This window comes from Pseudomonas cerasi (assembly GCF_900074915.1).
Taxonomy (GTDB): Bacteria; Pseudomonadota; Gammaproteobacteria; order Pseudomonadales; family Pseudomonadaceae; genus Aquipseudomonas; species Aquipseudomonas cerasi.
On sequence record NZ_LT222319.1, the window covers coordinates 640001 to 659760 of the forward strand.

General features: G+C 59.7%; 10 protein-coding genes and 2 rRNA genes (1 of these 12 cut by a window edge). 9 read left to right on the top strand and 3 right to left on the bottom strand.

From position 1 onward, the window contains the following. The 6 genes from PCPL58_RS05375 to PCPL58_RS05400 form a co-directional block, all read left to right on the top strand. A 23S ribosomal RNA gene (locus PCPL58_RS05375) occupies positions 1 to 2123 on the top strand (it extends 769 nt beyond the left edge of the window). Between the two features lie 154 nt (positions 2124 to 2277). Then, positions 2278 to 2393 (top strand): 5S ribosomal RNA (gene rrf / locus PCPL58_RS05380). Between the two features lie 194 nt (positions 2394 to 2587). Next, positions 2588 to 6061 carry an exodeoxyribonuclease V subunit gamma gene (gene recC / locus PCPL58_RS05385; protein WP_065348964.1) on the top strand — a complete coding sequence of 1158 codons (3474 nt, stop codon included), beginning with the start codon at positions 2588 to 2590 and terminating at the stop codon, positions 6059 to 6061. After that, positions 6058 to 9750 (top strand): exodeoxyribonuclease V subunit beta, encoded by a 3693-nt coding sequence (recB, locus tag PCPL58_RS05390; RefSeq protein WP_065348965.1) that lies wholly within the window; start codon positions 6058 to 6060, stop codon positions 9748 to 9750. The genes recC and recB overlap by 4 nt, the downstream gene beginning before the upstream one ends. Continuing rightward, positions 9747 to 11840, top strand: coding sequence for an exodeoxyribonuclease V subunit alpha (gene recD / locus PCPL58_RS05395; protein ID WP_065348966.1), 2094 nt, complete (start codon positions 9747 to 9749; stop codon positions 11838 to 11840). Before recB ends, recD begins: the two co-directional genes overlap by 4 nt. A gap of 107 nt (positions 11841 to 11947) precedes the next feature. Continuing rightward, positions 11948 to 12352 carry an NUDIX hydrolase gene (locus PCPL58_RS05400; RefSeq protein WP_044310840.1) on the top strand — a complete coding sequence of 135 codons (405 nt, stop codon included), beginning with the start codon at positions 11948 to 11950 and terminating at the stop codon, positions 12350 to 12352. A 103-nt stretch (positions 12353 to 12455) separates the two neighbouring features. Here the strand turns inward: PCPL58_RS05400 and PCPL58_RS32015 are convergent, their stop codons facing one another. The 3 genes from PCPL58_RS32015 to PCPL58_RS05415 form a co-directional block, all read right to left on the bottom strand. After that, entirely contained in the window at positions 12456 to 12878 is a 423-nt protein-coding gene (locus PCPL58_RS32015; RefSeq protein WP_065348967.1) for a hypothetical protein, read from the bottom strand. Continuing rightward, a complete protein-coding gene (locus PCPL58_RS05410; protein ID WP_065348968.1) occupies positions 12847 to 14010 on the bottom strand; it encodes a polymorphic toxin type 44 domain-containing protein in 1164 nt (387 codons plus the stop codon). The genes PCPL58_RS32015 and PCPL58_RS05410 overlap by 32 nt, the downstream gene beginning before the upstream one ends. 236 nt (positions 14011 to 14246) lie before the next feature. Further along, positions 14247 to 15194, bottom strand: a complete 948-nt coding sequence (locus tag PCPL58_RS05415) for a LysR family transcriptional regulator (protein WP_065348969.1) — start codon at positions 15192 to 15194, stop codon at positions 14247 to 14249. 158 nt (positions 15195 to 15352) lie between these two features. On the opposite strand from PCPL58_RS05415, the gene PCPL58_RS05420 reads away from it, so the two are divergent. The 3 genes from PCPL58_RS05420 to ggt all read left to right on the top strand — a co-directional run bounded on the left by PCPL58_RS05420 (position 15353) and on the right by ggt (position 19732). Then, the gene (locus PCPL58_RS05420; protein WP_065348970.1) at positions 15353 to 16879 is read left to right on the top strand and encodes a CoA-acylating methylmalonate-semialdehyde dehydrogenase; all 1527 of its coding nucleotides are present in this window, start codon (positions 15353 to 15355) and stop codon (positions 16877 to 16879) included. A gap of 33 nt (positions 16880 to 16912) precedes the next feature. Then, positions 16913 to 17800 (top strand): 3-hydroxyisobutyrate dehydrogenase, encoded by an 888-nt coding sequence (mmsB, locus tag PCPL58_RS05425; RefSeq protein WP_065348971.1) that lies wholly within the window; start codon positions 16913 to 16915, stop codon positions 17798 to 17800. 204 nt (positions 17801 to 18004) lie between these two features. Beyond that, positions 18005 to 19732 carry a gamma-glutamyltransferase gene (ggt, locus tag PCPL58_RS05430; RefSeq protein WP_065348972.1) on the top strand — a complete coding sequence of 576 codons (1728 nt, stop codon included), beginning with the start codon at positions 18005 to 18007 and terminating at the stop codon, positions 19730 to 19732. The last annotated feature ends 28 nt before the right edge of the window (positions 19733 to 19760 follow it).

Sequence of the window (19760 nt, forward strand, 5' to 3'; positions counted from 1 at the left end):
TGAAAGGCTAATCAAGCTCGGAGATAGCTGGTTCTCCTCGAAAGCTATTTAGGTAGCGCCTCATGTATCACTGTAGGGGGTAGAGCACTGTTTCGGCTAGGGGGTCATCCCGACTTACCAAACCGATGCAAACTCCGAATACCTACAAGTGCCGAGCATGGGAGACACACGGCGGGTGCTAACGTCCGTCGTGAAAAGGGAAACAACCCAGACCGTCAGCTAAGGTCCCAAAGTCATGGTTAAGTGGGAAACGATGTGGGAAGGCTTAGACAGCTAGGAGGTTGGCTTAGAAGCAGCCACCCTTTAAAGAAAGCGTAATAGCTCACTAGTCGAGTCGGCCTGCGCGGAAGATGTAACGGGGCTCAAACCATGCACCGAAGCTACGGGTATCATCTTTTGATGATGCGGTAGAGGAGCGTTCTGTAAGCCTGTGAAGGTGAGTTGAGAAGCTTGCTGGAGGTATCAGAAGTGCGAATGCTGACATGAGTAACGACAATGGGTGTGAAAAACACCCACGCCGAAAGACCAAGGTTTCCTGCGCAACGTTAATCGACGCAGGGTTAGTCGGTGCCTAAGGCGAGGCTGAAAAGCGTAGTCGATGGAAAACAGGTTAATATTCCTGTACTTCTGGTTATTGCGATGGAGGGACGGAGAAGGCTAGGCCAGCCTGGCGTTGGTTGTCCAGGTTTAAGGTGGTAGGCTGAGATCTTAGGTAAATCCGGGATCTTAAGGCCGAGAGCTGATGACGAGTGTTCTTTGAACACGAAGTGGTTGATGCCATGCTTCCAAGAAAAGCTTCTAAGCTTCAGGTAACCAGGAACCGTACCCCAAACCGACACAGGTGGTTGGGTAGAGAATACCAAGGCGCTTGAGAGAACTCGGGTGAAGGAACTAGGCAAAATGGCACCGTAACTTCGGGAGAAGGTGCGCCGGTGAGGGTGAAGCATTTACTGCGTAAGCTCATGCCGGTCGAAGATACCAGGCCGCTGCGACTGTTTATTAAAAACACAGCACTCTGCAAACACGAAAGTGGACGTATAGGGTGTGACGCCTGCCCGGTGCCGGAAGGTTAATTGATGGGGTTAGCGCAAGCGAAGCTCTTGATCGAAGCCCCGGTAAACGGCGGCCGTAACTATAACGGTCCTAAGGTAGCGAAATTCCTTGTCGGGTAAGTTCCGACCTGCACGAATGGCGTAACGATGGCGGCGCTGTCTCCACCCGAGACTCAGTGAAATTGAAATCGCTGTGAAGATGCAGTGTATCCGCGGCTAGACGGAAAGACCCCGTGAACCTTTACTATAGCTTTGCACTGGACTTTGAATTTGCTTGTGTAGGATAGGTGGGAGGCTTTGAAGCGTGGACGCCAGTTCGCGTGGAGCCAACCTTGAAATACCACCCTGGCAACTTTGAGGTTCTAACTCAGGTCCGTTATCCGGATCGAGGACAGTGTATGGTGGGTAGTTTGACTGGGGCGGTCTCCTCCTAAAGAGTAACGGAGGAGTACGAAGGTGCGCTCAGACCGGTCGGAAATCGGTCGTAGAGTATAAAGGCAAAAGCGCGCTTGACTGCGAGACAGACACGTCGAGCAGGTACGAAAGTAGGTCTTAGTGATCCGGTGGTTCTGTATGGAAGGGCCATCGCTCAACGGATAAAAGGTACTCCGGGGATAACAGGCTGATACCGCCCAAGAGTTCATATCGACGGCGGTGTTTGGCACCTCGATGTCGGCTCATCACATCCTGGGGCTGAAGCCGGTCCCAAGGGTATGGCTGTTCGCCATTTAAAGTGGTACGCGAGCTGGGTTTAGAACGTCGTGAGACAGTTCGGTCCCTATCTGCCGTGGACGTTTGAGATTTGAGAGGGGCTGCTCCTAGTACGAGAGGACCGGAGTGGACGAACCTCTGGTGTTCCGGTTGTCACGCCAGTGGCATTGCCGGGTAGCTATGTTCGGAAAAGATAACCGCTGAAAGCATCTAAGCGGGAAACTTGCCTCAAGATGAGATCTCACTGGAACCTTGAGTTCCCTGAAGGGCCGTCGAAGACTACGACGTTGATAGGTTGGGTGTGTAAGCGCTGTGAGGCGTTGAGCTAACCAATACTAATTGCCCGTGAGGCTTGACCATATGACACCCAAGCAATTTGCGTCGAATGACCAGATTGCGGTGACTGTGAAGACGACACGAACCGAAAGTTTGCGTCACGAACGACACCTGAATTGACTATCACATACCCGATTTGCTGAAGCGCGCCGTACGGCACGATTCGGTACCCGAATTTCTTGACGACCATAGAGCATTGGAACCACCTGATCCCATCCCGAACTCAGTAGTGAAACGATGTATCGCCGATGGTAGTGTGGGGTTTCCCCATGTGAGAGTAGGTCATCGTCAAGATTGAATTCCAGAAACCCTCTTCGCTTACGCGTTGAGGGTTTTTGTTTGTCTGGGGTTGCAGAAACCTCTGCATCCTCCTGAGCTCATAACTCTACCTCTCCGGCAGTCATCCAGACCCACGTGCTTATGGCAATCCGGCGCGCTTGCCCTTATGGTTCGGCATCAGGTTCCACGCACCCGTCAAGGAAGCAAGCATGTCCGTTACAACCTCTCTGAGTGCAGGCTTCATGGTGGTTCAAGGCAACCGCCCGGATGAACTGCGCAGTCTGGTTGTGTCCTGGATGCGGCGATATCCATTGGCGCCCCTGGAAAACGAGATTGCTCTGGTGCAGAGCAACGGCATTGCGCAATGGTTGAAGCTGGCCTTGGCCGAAGATGCCCAGGATGAAGACAACGGTGGCTGTGGTATCGCCGCCGCCATAGACGTCCAGTTGCCCGGCAGTTTCATGTGGACGCTGTATCGCATGGTGCTGGGTGCAGATGAGATCCCCCAGACGTCCTTGCTCGACAAGACCCCTTTGACCTGGCGCTTGATGCGCTTGCTGCCGTCGCTGATCAATCAGCCGCACTTCGAACCCCTGCAGCGCTTCCTGACCGACGACACTGATCTGCGCAAGCGCTATCAACTGTCCGAGCGCCTGTCCGATCTGTTCGACCAATACCAGGTTTACCGTGCGGACTGGCTGGAAGACTGGGCCGCTGGCCGTCATCAATTGCGCGACGTACGAGGTCAGTCCAGACCATTGTCAGCTGCCAATTGCTGGCAGGCCGAACTGTGGCGTGCGTTGCTGGACGACGTCGGGGCTGAAGGGATGTCGCAGAGCCGCGCGGGCGTGCATCAGCGTTTCATCGAGCGCATCGGCAACATGACCGAAGCGCCGCCGGGCTTGCCGGCACGGGTCATCGTTTTCGGCATTTCGTCACTGCCTGCACAAGCGCTCGAGGCGTTGGCAGGGCTGGCCAGGTTCAGTCAGGTTCTGCTCTGTGTCCACAACCCGTGTCGCCACCACTGGACCGATATCGTCGCCGACAAGGACCTGCTGCGTCACCAGTACAAACGTCAGGCGCGCAAGAGCGGAATGCCGATGGTCCTCGACCCGCAGGCGCTGCATCAGCATGCTCACCCGTTGCTCGCGGCCTGGGGCAAGCAGGGACGTGATTACATCAACCTGCTGGACAGCCATGACGATCCACGCAGCTACCGTTCCTCGTTCAAGGACGAGCGCATTGATCTGTTCAGTGAAGCGCAGGCCACCACACTGCTGAACCAGTTGCAGGACGATATTCTCGAGCTGCGTCCGCTGGATGAAACCCGTGAGCTCTGGCCGCCCGTCGATCCTCTCGAGGACCGCTCGATCCGCTTCCATGTGGCTCACAGTGCGCAGCGCGAAGTGGAAGTGCTGCATGACCAGCTACTGGCGAGATTCAGCAAAGACCCTGGCCTGCGTCCGCGTGACGTGATTGTCATGGTCCCGGATATCGACAGCTATGCCCCACACATACGAGCGGTATTCGGACAGATCGAACGCGAAGACCGTCGCTTCATCCCCTTTACGCTGGCTGATCAGGGCCAGCGCGGCCGCGAGCCGTTGCTGATTGCCGTCGAGCACCTGCTCAAACTCCCGGACAGCCGTTTCCCGGTCAGCGAGATTCTTGACCTGCTGGACGTTCCAGCCTTGCGAGCACGCTTCAGGATTCAAGAGCGCGACCTGCCAACACTGCATCGCTGGATAGAAGGCGCAGGCATTCGTTGGGGGCTTAATGCTCAGCAACGGGCCGGCCTCGGGCTGCCGGATGCCCTTGAGCAGAACAGCTGGCATTTCGGCCTGCGTCGCATGTTGCTGGGTTACGCAGTGGGTGCCGGTGCGGCTTACGACGGCATCGAACCTTACGATGAGATCGGCGGGCTTGATGCGGCGTTGATCGGTCCGCTGGTCGCGTTGATTGATGCTCTTCAGGTCGCCCACACAGAGTTGTCGACACCCACCACTCCGGAGGCATGGGGTGCCCGTCTGCAATCGCTGCTGCAGTTGTTCTTCCTCGCCGACAGCGAGCATGACGACTACCTGCTTGCCCAACTGGAAACACTGCGCGAGAACTGGCTGGAAACCTGTGCAACGGTAAGGCTGACTGAAGAGCTGCCGCTGACCGTGGTGCGTGAGGCCTGGCTGGCCGGGCTCGATCAAGGGCGCCTGTCCCAGCGTTTTCTGGCGGGCTCGGTCAACTTCTGCACGCTGATGCCCATGCGCGCCATCCCGTTCAAAGTGGTCTGCCTGTTGGGCATGAACGACGGCGATTATCCGCGCGCGCAACCGCCGCTGGATTTCGATTTGATGGGCAGCGATTGCCGCCCCGGCGACCGTTCCCGGCGTGAAGACGATCGTTACCTGTTGCTGGAAGCCTTGCTCTCAGCCAGGGACCAGTTGTATGTCAGTTGGGTTGGCCACAGCATTCGTGACAACAGTGAGCGTCCAGCTTCGGTGCTCATCGGTCAGCTTCGCGATCACCTCGCCAGCGGCTGGAAGCTGGCCGGCGAGACCGATCCGGACGTTAAACAGGATGATGAGCGCTTGCTGAAGGCCCTGACTGTGAATCACCCCTTGCAACCCTTCAGCGCCAATTACTTCCACGCCGGCACGGGGTACTTCAGCTTCGCCCGCGAGTGGCGTCTGCTGCATGAAACCGACCTTCAGGTGCCCAGGCCTCAAGCGCTGCCGCCTCACGAACAGGAAGAACCGCTGTCCATTGCGCAGCTACAGGATTTCCTGAGAAACCCGGTAAAACACTTTTTCAGCCAGCGCCTGAAGATCTATTTCGAAGTTGCTGAAGCGCCGCTCGCCGATGAAGAGCCGTTCGTGCTCGATGCCCTTGAGCGCTATGGCCTGAGTGAAAGCCTGCTTGGCGCAGGTATGTCCTCGCCCGACAATATGGATGCTGCTCTACAGACTCAGGCGCTGAAACTGCAAGCCAGTGGCCTGCTGCCGCTCGCAGGTTTCGGCATCTTGATGCAGAGCGAGCTGATCGAGCCGCTGCCTGACGTACTCAGGCGCTACCACGATCTGTTGACCCTCTGGCCCGAGACCCTGAGCAGCGCTTTACCGATCAGCTTCAGCCATGCGGGTGTCAGCATCGACGGCTGGCTGGGTGGGTTGCACCGTAACGCCCGTGCCGAGCTGTTGCTGGTTACCGCCATTCCCAACAGCATCGGCTCGAAAAAGACCCGCAAGTGGCACCGGTTGATTCGGCCGTGGGTCAACCATCTGGTGGCGTGCGCTTGCGACCTGCCGTTGAGCACGGCACTGGTCGCCAGTGATGAAACCCTGATGCTGGAGCCGCTGGACAAGGCGAGTGCCGTCACCACGCTCAACCACTTGCTGACGGCCTGGCTGCACGGCATGCAGGAACCTCTGCCTGTCGCGGTCAAAACCGCCTTCGCCTGGTTGGGCCAGCCTGCCGACAAAGCCGAAGCGGCTGCCCGAAAAGCCTACGAAGGTGACGGACAGACCACCGACGGCGAGCGCCGAGAAAGCACGGCATTGGCTCGGCAGTTTCCGGACTTTGACGCACTGATGGGCAGTGAAGAATTCGCAGGCTGGTGCGAGACGCTTTACAAACCGATTTACGATGCGCCGTGGCAGTCGTTGTCCGGCGGGGAGGGTGGCGCATGAGCGAGCAATCCCTTCCTCTCGCGCTGCGCTTTCCACTGCGCGGCAGCCAGTTGATCGAGGCCAGCGCTGGCACCGGCAAGACCTTCACCATCTCCGCCCTGTACTTGCGTCTGGTGCTCGGCCACGGCACCGAGCAGTCCGGCTTTGGTCGCGAACTGCTGCCGCCGCAGATTCTTGTGGTGACCTTTACCGATGCCGCAACCAAAGAATTGCGTGACAGAATCCGTACCCGGCTGGCGGAGGCCGCTCGCTTCTTCCGTGACGAGATCGCCGCCCCCGATGGCCTGATTGCCGATCTGCGTGAGCAGTTCGAAGCGTCGCTATGGCCAGCCTGCGCCAGCCGTCTGGACATTGCCGCACAGTGGATGGACGAGGCCGCGGTCTCGACCATCCACAGTTGGTGCCAGCGCATGTTGCGCGAACACGCATTCGACAGCGGCAGTCTGTTCACCCAGACGCTGGAAACCGACCACAGCGATTTGCTCGGCGAAGTCCTGCGCGATTACTGGCGCCGCTTCTGTTACCCCATGAGCGGCGACGCATTGCTCTGGGTGCGGGAAAACCTCAGCGGTCCGGCGGCGTTGCTGCCGCGTGTGCGAGGTCTGTTCGGCCGTGATCGCAGTCCACTCAGCCAGGAACCGGCCGAACTGATTGCGGCGTCATTGCAAGAGCGCCGGGCAGCGCTTACCGCGCTGAAAGCGCCGTGGGCCGTGTGGGCCGACGAGTTATATGCGCTCTGTCAGGACGCGGTCGCTCGCAAGGCAGTCGACGGCCGCAAGATGCAGGAACGCTACTTCAAACCCTGGTTCGAAAAACTTGCTGCCTGGGCCGCTGACGACACACAGGAAGCGCTGGATCTGGGCACCGGTTTCACTCGTCTGACCCCCGACGGCATTGCCGAAGCCTGGAAGAGCGAGCCACCTGTGCACCCGGCCTTCGACGCCATGGCACAGTTGAAGGCGGCGCTCGACGGTTTGCCCAAACCCGATGCTGCTGTGTTGCAGCATGCGGCGCAGTGGGTCAGCGCGCGCTTTGAAGAAGAGAAGCGTCGCCGCGCCGAGATGGGCTTTGATGACATGCTGCTCAGGCTCGACGCGGCCCTGCATGGCGCGGGCGGCGAGCGTCTGGCCACCCTGATTCGCGAGCAATTTCCGGTGGCGTTGATCGACGAATTCCAGGACACCGACCCTGTTCAGTACCGGATCTTCGACAGCATCTATCGTCTTGAGGCCAACGATGAGCAGACCGGGCTGTTCCTGATTGGCGACCCGAAACAGGCGATCTACGCGTTTCGCGGCGCCGATATCTACACCTACCTGCGTGCCCGCCAGGCGACCGATGGCCGTTGGCATACGCTGGACACCAACTACCGCTCCAGTCATGCGATGGTCGAGTCGGTCAACCACGTCTTCACGCGGGCAGAGCAACGAGAGCAAGGTCGCGGTGCGTTCCTGTTTCGTGATGAGCACGGCAATCAGGTGCCGTTCTCCGATGCGCTGGCCCAAGGCCGCAAAGAGGCGCTGCATGTCGACGGCGCACCCCTGACGGCGCTGACGGTCTGGCACTTGCCAAGCGACCAGCCGGTGTCCGGCGTGGTTTATCGTCAGCAGTTGGCAGCCAGTTGCGCGAGCGAGATCGTGCGTCTGCTCAATGCCGGTCAGCAGGGCCGTGCCGGTTTCGTTACGCCCGACAACACTCTGCGCGGGCTGCGTCCGGCCGACATTGCGATTCTGGTCCGCGACGGCAAGGAAGCGCAGGCGGTGCGTCAGCAACTGACCGCGCGTGGTGTGCGCAGCGTGTACCTGTCCGACAAGGATTCGGTGTTCGCCGCTCAGGAAGCCCACGACCTGCTGTCCTGGCTCAAGGCCTGCGCCGAGCCGGACTCCGAACGCACACTGCGTGCCGCGCTGGCGTGTATCACGCTGGACCTGCCGCTGGCCGAGCTGGAGCGTCTGAATCAGGACGAGCTGGCGTGGGAGCGGCGCGTCATGCAGTTTCGTGGCTATCGCGCCATATGGCGCAGCCAGGGCGTGCTGCCGATGCTGTGCCGTCTGTTGCACGACTTTGCCCTGCCACAGACCTTGATGACCCGCAACGATGGCGAACGAGTACTCACCAACCTGCTGCACCTGTCTGAACTGCTGCAGCAGGCCGCCGCCGAACTGGATGGCGAGCAGGCGCTGATCCGTCATCTGGGCGACCATCTGGCACTCTCCGGCCAGGCCGGGGAAGAGCAGATCCTGCGTCTGGAAAGCGATGAGCAACTGGTCAAGGTGGTCACCATCCACAAGTCCAAGGGCTTGCAGTACCCGCTGGTGTTCCTGCCGTTCATTTGCTCCTCGAAACCGGTGGACGGCAGTCGCTTGCCTCTTCAGTTTCATGACGCCGACGGCAAATCCCAGATCAGCCTGCAGCCTACCGAGGCGCTGATTCAGCAAGCCGATGATGAGCGTCTGGCCGAAGACCTGCGTCTGCTCTACGTCGCCCTCACGCGATCGGAACATGCCTGCTGGTTGGGCGTCGCCGACCTCAAGCGTGGCAATGCCAACACCTCCATGCTGCACCGTTCCGCACTGGGTTACCTGCTGGGCGGTGGCGCAGTGCTGGCCGAGTCGGCGGAGCTGAACGTCTGGCTGCGTGATCTTGCCCAGGGGTGTGACGCGATTGCCTTGCAACCTGTGCCGGAGCCCACCGACGAGCGCTTCAGTGCGCCGCGCAACGAAGCGGCGCTGGTCAAGCTGCTGGTGCCCAAACGCCGCGCTGCCGAGAACTGGTGGATCGCGTCCTACAGTGCCCTGCGTATCGGCGACACGGTAACGGCCGGTGCCGATGAATCGCCTGACAGCCCGCAGGCACAGAAACTGTTCGACGACGAGCGTCTGGACCCTGAAGCCCCGCGCGACATCCTGACCAGCGGCGGCGATATCCATCGTTTTCCGCGTGGCCCCAATCCCGGCACCTTTCTGCACGGGCTGCTCGAGTGGGCTGGCAACGAAGGGTTTGCGATGACCGCGCACGCGCCGGAGAAACTGCAGGACGCCGTCGCCCGGCGCTGCAATCGACGCGGTTGGGCAGGCTGGATCAATACCCTGAGCGATTGGCTGCAACACATGCTGAACATGCCGTTGCGCCTGTCGCCGGACGCCGCACCGGTGGCCCTGGGCGAACTGGATCAGCCCAATCAGTACCGTGTGGAGATGGAATTCTGGTTCGCCAGCAATAACGTCAACGTCGCGCAGATGGATGCCCTCGTGCGCCGCTTCACCCACGACAACGCACCGCGTGCTGCGACCGAGACGGTCTCGCTCAACGGCATGTTCAAGGGCTTTATCGACCTGACGTTCGAACATGAGGGCCGGTATTACGTGGCGGACTACAAGTCCAACTGGTTGGGCAGTGACGACAGTGCGTACACCCAGCTGGCGATGGAAACCGCCATTCTCGACAACCGCTATGACCTGCAATACGTCCTCTACCTGCTGGCCCTTCACCGTCAGCTCAAGGCGCGGATGGCCGACTACGATTACGACCAGCACATGGGCGGCGCGCTTTACCTGTTTCTGCGCGGCAGTCGCTCGGCCTCTCAGGGAGCGTATTTCACCCGTCCGCCACGTGAACTGATCGAGAGTCTGGACCTGCTGTTTCAGGGCAAACCGATAGCGCATGACCTGCCGGGAGCATTGGCATGAGCCGCTCGTTCGATGATCTGTTGCCTACCGCGCTGGACGACATCAGCCTCGCTGAGTTGAGCCCGCTGACGCGTGTCAGCGATCTGCTGATCCTGCTCGAACGTTGGGTCGAGCGCGGCTGGTTGCGTGCTCTGGACAAAGCGTTCGTCGCGTTCCTCAGTGACCTCGATCCGCACGCCGATCCGTTGGTGCTGGTGGCTGCGGCGCTTACCAGCCATCAGCTCGGCCACGGTCACGTCTGCCTTGACCTCTACGAGACCCTCAAAGAACCGGACTTCGCCCTGTCACTGCCACCCGAAGGCGATCAGCAGAGCGCGCCGATGCTGCTGCCCTCACAACTGCTGGCAGCACTGGATGGCGCCGCCTGGTGCCAGGCGCTGGCCGGCAGCATACTGGTTGCCGAGGTGGGCGATTCAAGTGCCGAAGCGCGACAAAAACCACTGGTGCTGGCCGAGCGGCGTCTATACCTGCGTCGCTACTGGACTTACGAACGGCGTATCGCAGCAGCCTTGCGTCAGCGCCTGGCACAGCGTGAAACGCCGCCGGAGGATCTGCCGCAGCAGCTCGACGCATTGTTCGGCCCGGCCAATTCTTCGCCACAAGCTGTCATCGACTGGCAGAAACTTGCCTGCGCGCTGGCGACCCGCAAGGGCTTCAGCATCATCACCGGCGGCCCCGGCACCGGCAAAACCACCACGGTGGTGCGCCTGCTGGCCTTGTTGCAGGCCCCGGCGGTACAGAATGGCCAACCGCTGCGTATCCGTCTCGCAGCACCTACCGGCAAGGCGGCGGCACGTCTGACCGAGTCCATCAGCCAACAGGTGCAGAGCCTGGATGTCAGCGACGACGTACGACAGAAAATCCCCAGCGAGGTGACCACCGTCCACCGCTTGCTGGGCAGTCGCCCCGGTACCCGGCACTTCCGCCACCATGCGGGCAATTTACTGCCGCTGGATGTGCTGGTGGTTGATGAAGCCTCCATGATCGACCTGGAAATGATGGCCAATCTGCTCGACGCACTGCCGCCGCATGCACGCATGGTTCTGCTGGGTGACAAGGACCAGCTGGCGTCCGTGGAGGCGGGGGCGGTACTCGGGGATTTGTGCCGTGACGCCGAAGAAGGTTTCTACAGCCCCGATACCCAAGCCTGGCTGGAAGCCGTCAGCGGCGAAGACCTCGGCAAGGGCGGTTTGCGCCAGGGCGATGCGCAGCAGCATCCGTTGGCTCAGCAAGTGTTGATGCTGCGCCACTCGCGTCGCTTCGGCCAAGGCAGCGGCATCGGCCAGTTGGCCCGGCTGGTCAACCAGCAACAGGACCAACAGGCCCGCACGCTGCTTGCGGCGGGCAGTCATGACGACCTGTTCGCCCTGGCCCTCAAGGGCGAACAGGACCTCAAGTTCGAACGCCTGGTCCTCGACGGTCTTGGCAGGGGCGAGCAAGGTCCGCAGGGTTACCGGCATTACCTGAACGTACTCGCCGCCGAGCGTCCCGCCGACTATTCGGCACTGGACGACGCGTGCTGGACCCGCTGGGCGCGCTCGGTACTCAGCGCCTTCGACGCCTTTCAACTGCTGTGTGCCGTGCGCAAAGGCCCGTGGGGTGTGGAGGGTTTGAACCAGCGCATCACTCGCGCGCTGTTCAACGCGAAGCTGATCGAAAGCGAACAGCAATGGTACGAAGGTCGCCCGGTGCTGATGACCCACAACGACTATGGCCTCGGCCTGATGAACGGCGACATCGGCATCACCTTGCGCCTGCCCGAGCGCGACGGCGAGGGCAAACAGGTACTGCGCGTCGCCTTCCCCCGCAACGACGGCAGCGAAGGCGTACGCTTCGTCCTGCCCAGCCGCCTCAACGAGGTCGAAACCGTGTACGCCATGACCGTACACAAATCCCAAGGCTCGGAATTCGCCCACACCGCCCTGATCCTGCCCGAAGCGCTCAACCCGGTACTGACCAAGGAGCTCATCTACACCGGCATTACCCGCGCCAAGCACTGGTTCAGCCTGATCGAACCGCGCCAGGGCATCTTCGAAGAAGCCCTGCGCCGCAAGGTCAAACGTCTGAGTGGTTTGATGTTGGGGCTTTGATCATGTCCGTGCTGTCTGGCGATTTGCAGGTACGAAGTCGAGCTTCATAATCCCTATGCTCTTCAACCGGGTTCAAGGGGCAATTGAAAAGGCCAGGGTGTAACTGCATGACGGCGGATAAAGCGTGTGCTGTGGTTCTGCGAGACCGGGGAGTGCTGGAGATTCTGGCATTTGAGCATCCGTTGGCGGGCCTGCAATTGGTGAAGGGCAGTGTGGAACCAGGCGAGTCAACTTGCGCGGCTGCTGTGCGGGAGTTAATGGAGGAGGCCGGGATTCAAGCGACAGCAAAGCGAAACCTGGGTGAGTGGCACTCCACAATAACGGGACATATCTGGGCATTTCATGAGTGTCATGTGGCTCAGGACCTTCCCGATAACTGGGTGCATTTTGCAGAGGATGATGGAGGACACGATTTCAGATTCTTCTGGCATCCGCTGATGAGTGAGCCGTCTGACAGATGGCACCAGATTTTCAAGGATGCCTTGAGCTTTCTCAGGGATAGCCTTGCTTGAATCTGGGTATGGGGCAGCTCTTCTTAAGGTACGAAAATCCGGAGGTGTCTTCTGTGTTTACTCATTGACTGTGCCGAGTTTGACGTGGCGCTGGTAGCACGCCTCAGGGCCGGAAGGGGTCAGACTCACCCGCGCATTGCTTCAACCGGGCAATAACTTTAGGAGATGTTCTGTCGATATCGACTCTACCAGCCCTATCAAGGTAGATGTCTATCGTTGCCCAAGGCTTAGGTGAGATGTCGATGCACTTTCGTAAACCTCTGTCGGTCCACCAAAAGAACAGCATGAAGAAGTTCTCATCAGGGAATGCGTGACCAAACTCCGATGTGGCTTCCCCCGGTAGCATTCGCTGCCTTGTAATCTGGTCGTGCGTGTTCCAAATTAAATGCAGTTCGTCCGTGGCTTCTTTAGGGTAGTGGACAATTACGCCAGGAGCAGCAAAGTACCAAGCCACCAGGGGAGCTATCAATAGGAAAAGGAACAAGTAACGGACCTTAATTTTCTTTGCATTTGTGCTCAATGACACCTACTCCCCATTCCTGTGGCGTAACTGCAAGAACCTCATCCATAACCATTTTCGCTGTTATCCTACCCATGGGGTGTTGGTTAAAGAGTTTAATTCCAATACTAATAGATATCCGATCTGGGGCGTAGCCCCAGGCACGGAGGCCGTCAACGTCTTCAGCACGGTGAGGTCCCCTGTGTTTGCGTCTTTCTAACGGTTTCGTTATATCGCTGACCTTTCCCCAAGAATCCGAAACTATTTGCTCGGCTCCTGCCCCGTCTGCAAGTACACTCTCGGAAAAGCCCGCAACGCGGCCCACATAGCCATAGTGGATGTTCGACCAAATATCATAAAAATAGTCGTACTTTCCTTGTTTATGCCAAATGCCGCCAAATGCTGCACGGATTTTCTGCTTGTGGTCCCACGGGCGATTCTGACCAACACGTTCTGCCCAGATAGCAAAAGCCTTTGCTTGCATACCGGCCGCCATGCTGTAGAAATCCGGGCCGGGACCAAGGCGCAAGTAAAATGGAAGCGCCTCATACTCCTTCATCTTTGCCGCCGCATCGAAGCTATTGAGGTCTCTCATCTGACGAACTTCTGGACTATTGATGTTGGCGTTCATCTCTCCAGCAATATAAGTCGCCAGCTCTTCCATCCTGTCAGGGTGTTTGCAAACAACAGGTTCCGCTTTTGACTCAGGCTCCGCATCTGACTTCTCACCAGCGGCCTCAGGGCCTACCAAAGCGTTCGCCGCTAAGGCTTTCTCCGTGAGCTTCGGGTCAGCCAGCAAGGTCGCCATCTTCTCGTCGTCCACGGAACCGTCTGGCCGGAAGGCCCCCAGCGCCATGAAGTTAAAAAGGGTCGCGCCACCAGCGTCGCCCATGACGAAGCCGCCACCAACATTGCCTGAGCCCGTGATGATTGTCCCGCCGTGACTGGTGGGGCTTCCTAGGTGGGCCATAGGACGGCCATTCACCAGAATGGAAGGAAAGCCTGTAGTGATAACCGCACCACACCCGCAGGTATCACCCACACGTGCCGCGCCCATTGCGTTGATGTTGACGTCATCGGATGCAGAAGCGATAGACGTTGTACCGTGACCCGGCAATGGGCAGGTGTGCTTGTCGCCCAATCGGGCTGAAGAAATCATTGCATCCCGTCCCTGCGTTTTTGATACGTAGACAACCAGCGTTTAGTTGACGCGTGGGAGGCTACCGGAAGCGCAAAAAGCGGTATGTAGGGGAAATCTTAGTTTTGCGAAGGACCTTGAGAATCTGATCGAAAAGTCGGGGTGACCTCAATGGGAGCGGACCAGCATCAGTGTGACAAACCGCCAACTCCGGTCTGCCCCGCTACTATAAGGCCATCTGATCCCTCGAAAATCTGTCATTGAAGGAAGCGAATAGCGCGGTTTTCCCCCAACAGAAACCCCTTATTCAACTCCGTCACCTCCCGAATGTAATCCCACAGCAACGTGATCCGCTTGAGCTTGCGCAGGTCCTCCCGGCAATACATCCAGAATTGACGAGTGATGTTCACTTCCTCCCTCAGCACCGGCAGCAGTCCTGGGTCTTGCGCGGCGAGGAAGCATGGCAGGATGGCCAGTGCGCGGCCCTGCAGGGCGGCGGTGTATTGGGCGATGACGCTGGTGCTGCGCAGTTGTGCCTGGGCGTTGGGCAGCAGGTTGCTCATGTACAGCAGCTCGGAGCTGAACGCCAGGTCGTCGACGTAGCTGATGAAGACGTGCTCGCTCAGGTCCGCTTTGTGTTCGATGGGCGAGTGGTTGTCGAGGTAGGCCTGGGTGGCGTACAGACCCAGGCTGTAATCGCAGAGTTTGCAACACACGTAAGGACCGTGTTCGGGCCGCTCCAGGGCGATGACGATATCCGCCTCGCGCTTAGACAGGCTGATGAAGTGCGGCAGCGGCAGGATGTCCAGCGAAATGCTCGGGTAGCTGTCGAGAAAGTGGCTCAGTTGCGGGGTGATGAAGAAGCTGCCGAAGCCTTCGGTGCAGCCCATGCGCACATGCCCGGATAGCGCGACGCTGGACCCGGAAACCTGTTCGCAAGCCATGTGCAGTGTGCTTTCGATGGACTCGGCATAACCCAGCAGGCGCTGACCTTCGGCGGTCATGATGAAGCCGTTGGTGCGCGATTTCTCGAAAAGCAGTGTGCCCAGTGAGGTTTCCAGCGAGTTGATGCGCCGCGACACCGTGGTGTAGTCAACGCCCAGACGCCGGGCCGCGCTGCTGACTTTTCGGGTGCGTGCCACCTCGAGGAAAAACTTCAGGTCATCCCAGTTCAAAAGCCCCAGGGAGGTGATGTTTTTTTGCATGTTGACCCTGCTTTTATCTGCGTTCTTGTTAGAAGTTTGCACATCTATACTCCAAAGCACGCCCCCTGACCAATTCAAAAACAAGACTGCCGGGAGGCCACGCTCATCCTTCTGCACAAGCTGTGGATGCGTGGTTTGCTGAAGGGAGAATCGCTGAAATGAATGCCTCACTGAACCACACGACGACCTCGATTGCTCGCGTGAAACTGCTGATCAACGGCGAATGGACCGACTCGCAAAGCAGCGAATGGCAAGACATCGTCAATCCCGCCACTCAGGAAATCCTCGCCCAGGTGCCATTCGCCACGGCCAGTGAAGTGGACGCCGCTGTCGCAGCTGCTCACGCGGCCTATCGGACTTGGCGTGAAACACCCATTGGTGTGCGTATGCGCATCATGCTCAAGTTGCAGGCGCTGATCCGCGAGCACTCCAAGCGTATCGCGGCGGTACTCAGTGCCGAGCAGGGCAAGACGCTGGCCGATGCCGAGGGCGATATCTTTCGGGGTCTGGAAGTGGTCGAGCACGCCTGTTCGATCGGCACGCTGCAAATGGGTGAGTTTGCCGAGAACGTCGCCAGTGGCGTTGACACCTATACCCTGCGCCAGCCGATCGGCGTGTGCGCCGGGATCACGCCGTTCAACTTCCCGGCGATGATTCCGCTGTGGATGTTTCCTATGGCGATCGCCTGCGGCAATACATTCGTGCTCAAGCCTTCCGAGCAGGATCCGCTGTCGACCCTGTTGCTGGTCGAGTTGGCGATCGAGGCGGGAGTGCCGCCCGGTGTGCTCAACGTGGTGCATGGTGGCAAGGAGGTGGTGGACGCGATCTGCACGCACAAGGACATCAAGGCTGTTTCCTTCGTCGGTTCAACGGCGGTCGGCACGCATGTCTACGATCTGGCCGGTCGGCATGGCAAGCGGGTGCAGGCAATGATGGGGGCGAAGAATCATGCCGTGGTGCTACCCGATGCCAACCGTGAGCAAACCCTGAACGCGCTGGTGGGCGCAGGTTTCGGTGCGGCGGGTCAGCGGTGCATGGCGACTTCTGTGGTGGTGCTGGTCGGCGCGTCTAGACAGTGGCTGCCCGACCTCAAGGCACGGGCGCAGACTCTCAAGGTCAATGCCGGCCAGGAACCGGGCACCGACATCGGGCCGGTGATTTCACGACGGGCCAAACAACGCATTCTGGATCTGATCGAGAGCGGCGTGCGTGAAGGCGCGACGCTGGAACTGGATGGTCGGGAGGTTTCGGTTCCGGGTTACGAGAGCGGCAACTTCGTGGGGCCGACCTTGTTCTCGGGCGTCACCACCGACATGCAGATCTACACCCAGGAAATTTTCGGGCCGGTGCTGGTGGTGCTGGAAGTCGATACCCTCGATGAGGCGATCGCGCTGGTCAACGCCAACCCGTTCGGCAACGGCACCGGGCTGTTCACCCAGAGCGGTGCGGCGGCACGCAAGTTTCAAAGCGAGATTGATGTCGGGCAGGTCGGGATCAATATTCCGATTCCCGTGCCGGTGCCGTTTTTCAGTTTCACTGGCTCGCGGGGTTCCAAGCTGGGCGATCTGGGCCCGTACGGCAAACAGGTGGTGCAGTTCTACACGCAGACCAAGACCGTCACCAGTCGCTGGTTCGATGACGATAGCGTCAACGATGGCGTGAACACCACGATCAATCTGCGCTGAGCGCTGGCGGTCAATTCGCTCGGGAGAACAATAATGAACATCGCATTTATCGGTCTGGGCAATATGGGCGCGCCCATGGCCCGCAACCTGATCAGAGCCGGTCACGCCTTGCAGGTGTTCGACCTCAACAAGAGCGTACTGGCTGAGTTCGCCGAGCTGGGCGCACAGGTCAGTGACTCACCCGCACAGGCGGCTCAGGGCAGTGAGCTGGTCATCACCATGCTGCCCGCAGCGGCACATGTGCGCAGCGTGTACCTGAGCGACGACGGCGTGCTGAAAGGCATCGCACGAGGCGTCCCGGCGGTTGATTGCAGCACCATCGACCCGCAGACCATCCGCGACATCGCCGCTGTCGCTGCGCAGCAAGGCGTGGTGTTGGGCGATGCGCCGGTGTCGGGCGGCACCGGTGGGGCGCAGGCTGGGACTCTGACCTTCATGGTCGGAGGCTCTGCCGAGCACTTTGCCGTGCTCAAACCGGTGCTGGAACAGATGGGCCGCAACATCGTGCATTGTGGTGACGTGGGCACCGGCCAGATTGCCAAGATCTGCAACAACATGCTGCTGGCGATTTCCATGATCGGCGTGGCCGAGTCCATGGCGCTGGGCAATGCACTGGGTATCGACACCGAAGTGCTGGCCGGCATCATCAATACCTCGACCGGTCGTTGCTGGAGTTCGGAGGCCTACAACCCGTGGCCCGGCATCGTCGAAACCGCTCCCGCGTCGCGCGGTTACAGCGGTGGCTTTGGCGCCGAGTTGATGCTCAAGGACCTGGGCCTGGCAACCGAGGCCGCGCGCGCTGCGCATCAACCGGTCATCCTCGGCGCAGTGGCGCAACAGCTGTACCAGGCCATGAGCCTGCGCGGTGATGGCGGCAAGGACTTCTCGGCGATCATTGAGGGGTATCGCCCGAAATCCTAGGCGTCACCCGTGTCGGGATCAGTGGGGCGTTGCTGTGTATCCGGTTTTTACATTAGGAAAACGCGGCAGAACCGGCTACTTTGGGCCTTGTCAGATCAGCGCAGGGATGCTCGGTACGCTTCGACGAGAAGCGCCGCATCCTCGCCCGGAGGCTGGCGCTTCACTCATCAAACGTCCCTGGCCCAGAAAAAGAAGAGATCGACCATGAAGTTCGAACCCCTCGCCAGATCGTTGATCGCGACGGCACTGATTGTCGCGTATTCCCCCACATTCGCCGCGTCACAAGCCCCGGTCGCTGCCGAAAACGGCATGGTCGTGACGGCTCAGCACCTGGCTACCCACGTGGGTGTCGATGTACTCAAGGCTGGCGGCAATGCGGTCGATGCGGCCGTAGCGGTCGGCTACGCGCTGGCGGTGGTCTATCCCGCTGCCGGCAACCTCGGCGGCGGTGGTTTCATGACCATTCAGCTGGCCGACGGGCGCAAGACCTTCCTCGACTTCCGTGAAAAGGCACCGCTGGCCGCGACTGCCAACATGTACCTGGATAAGGACGGCAAGGTCATCCCTGATCTGAGTGCCAAGGGCCATCTGGCCGTCGGCGTGCCTGGCACCGTCTCCGGTATGGAAATGGCCCTGAGCAAGTACGGTACCCGCAAGCGTGAGGAAGTCATCGCTCCGGCGATCAAGCTCGCCGAGGAAGGTTTTGTGCTGGGTCAGGGCGATGTCGACATGCTGTCGAGCGCCACGGATGTATTCAAGGCGGACATGGCCGATTCCGGTTCGATCTTCCTCGACAAGGGCGAACCGATGCAGGTCGGTCAGAAACTGGTGCAGAAAGACCTGGCCAAGACCCTCAAGGAAGTCTCCGAGAAGGGCAGCGACGGTTTCTACAAGGGCTGGGTTGCCAAGGCGCTGGTCGATTCCAGCCAGGCCGGCAAGGGCATCATCACCCAGGCGGACCTCGACCATTACAAGACCCGCGAGCTGGCACCGGTCGAATGTGATTACCGTGGCTACCATGTGGTCTCGGCACCGCCTCCGAGCTCCGGCGGTGTGGTCATCTGCCAGATTCTGAACATCCTCGAAGGCTGCCCGATGAAAGAGCTGGGCTTCCGCTCGGCGCAGGGCATGCATTATCAGATCGAGGCCATGCGTCACGCCTACGCAGACCGCAACAGCTACCTGGGCGACCCGGACTTCGTCAAGAATCCGGTCGAGCACCTGCTGGACGTCAAGTATGCCGCCAAGCTGCGCGCAGCAATCGATCCGCAAAAGGCCGGTGACTCGAACAAGATCAAACCCGGCGTCGCGCCCCATGAAGGCAGCAACACCACCCACTATTCGATTGTCGATAAATGGGGCAATGCGGTTTCGGTGACCTACACCCTGAACAACTGGTTCGGCGCGGGCGTCATGGCCAGCAAGACCGGCGTGATCCTCAACGATGAAATGGATGACTTCACCGTCAAGGTCGGCGTACCCAACATGTACGGACTGGTGCAGGGCGAAGCCAACGCCATCGCGCCGGGCAAGACGCCGCTGTCGTCGATGAGCCCGACCATTGTCACCAAGGACGGCAAGGCTGTGATGGTCGTCGGCACGCCGGGCGGCAGCCGCATCATTACCGCCACGCTGCTGACCATGCTCAACGTCATCGACTACGGCATGAACATTCAGGAAGCGGTGGATGCGCCGCGCTTCCACCAGCAATGGCAGCCTGAGGAAACCAACATCGATACCTTCGCGGTCAGCCCTGACACGCTGAAGATACTTCAGAGCTGGGGTCAAAAGTTCGCAGGTCCGCAGCCGCTCAATCATGTGGCGGCGATTCTGGTGGGCGCGCCTTCGCTGGGTGGCAAACCGGTCGGTAACAACCGCTTCTACGGTGCCAACGACCCGCGTCGCAACACCGGGTTGTCGCTCGGCTACTGAGTCACGCTGCTAATCGCGCCACGGCCCT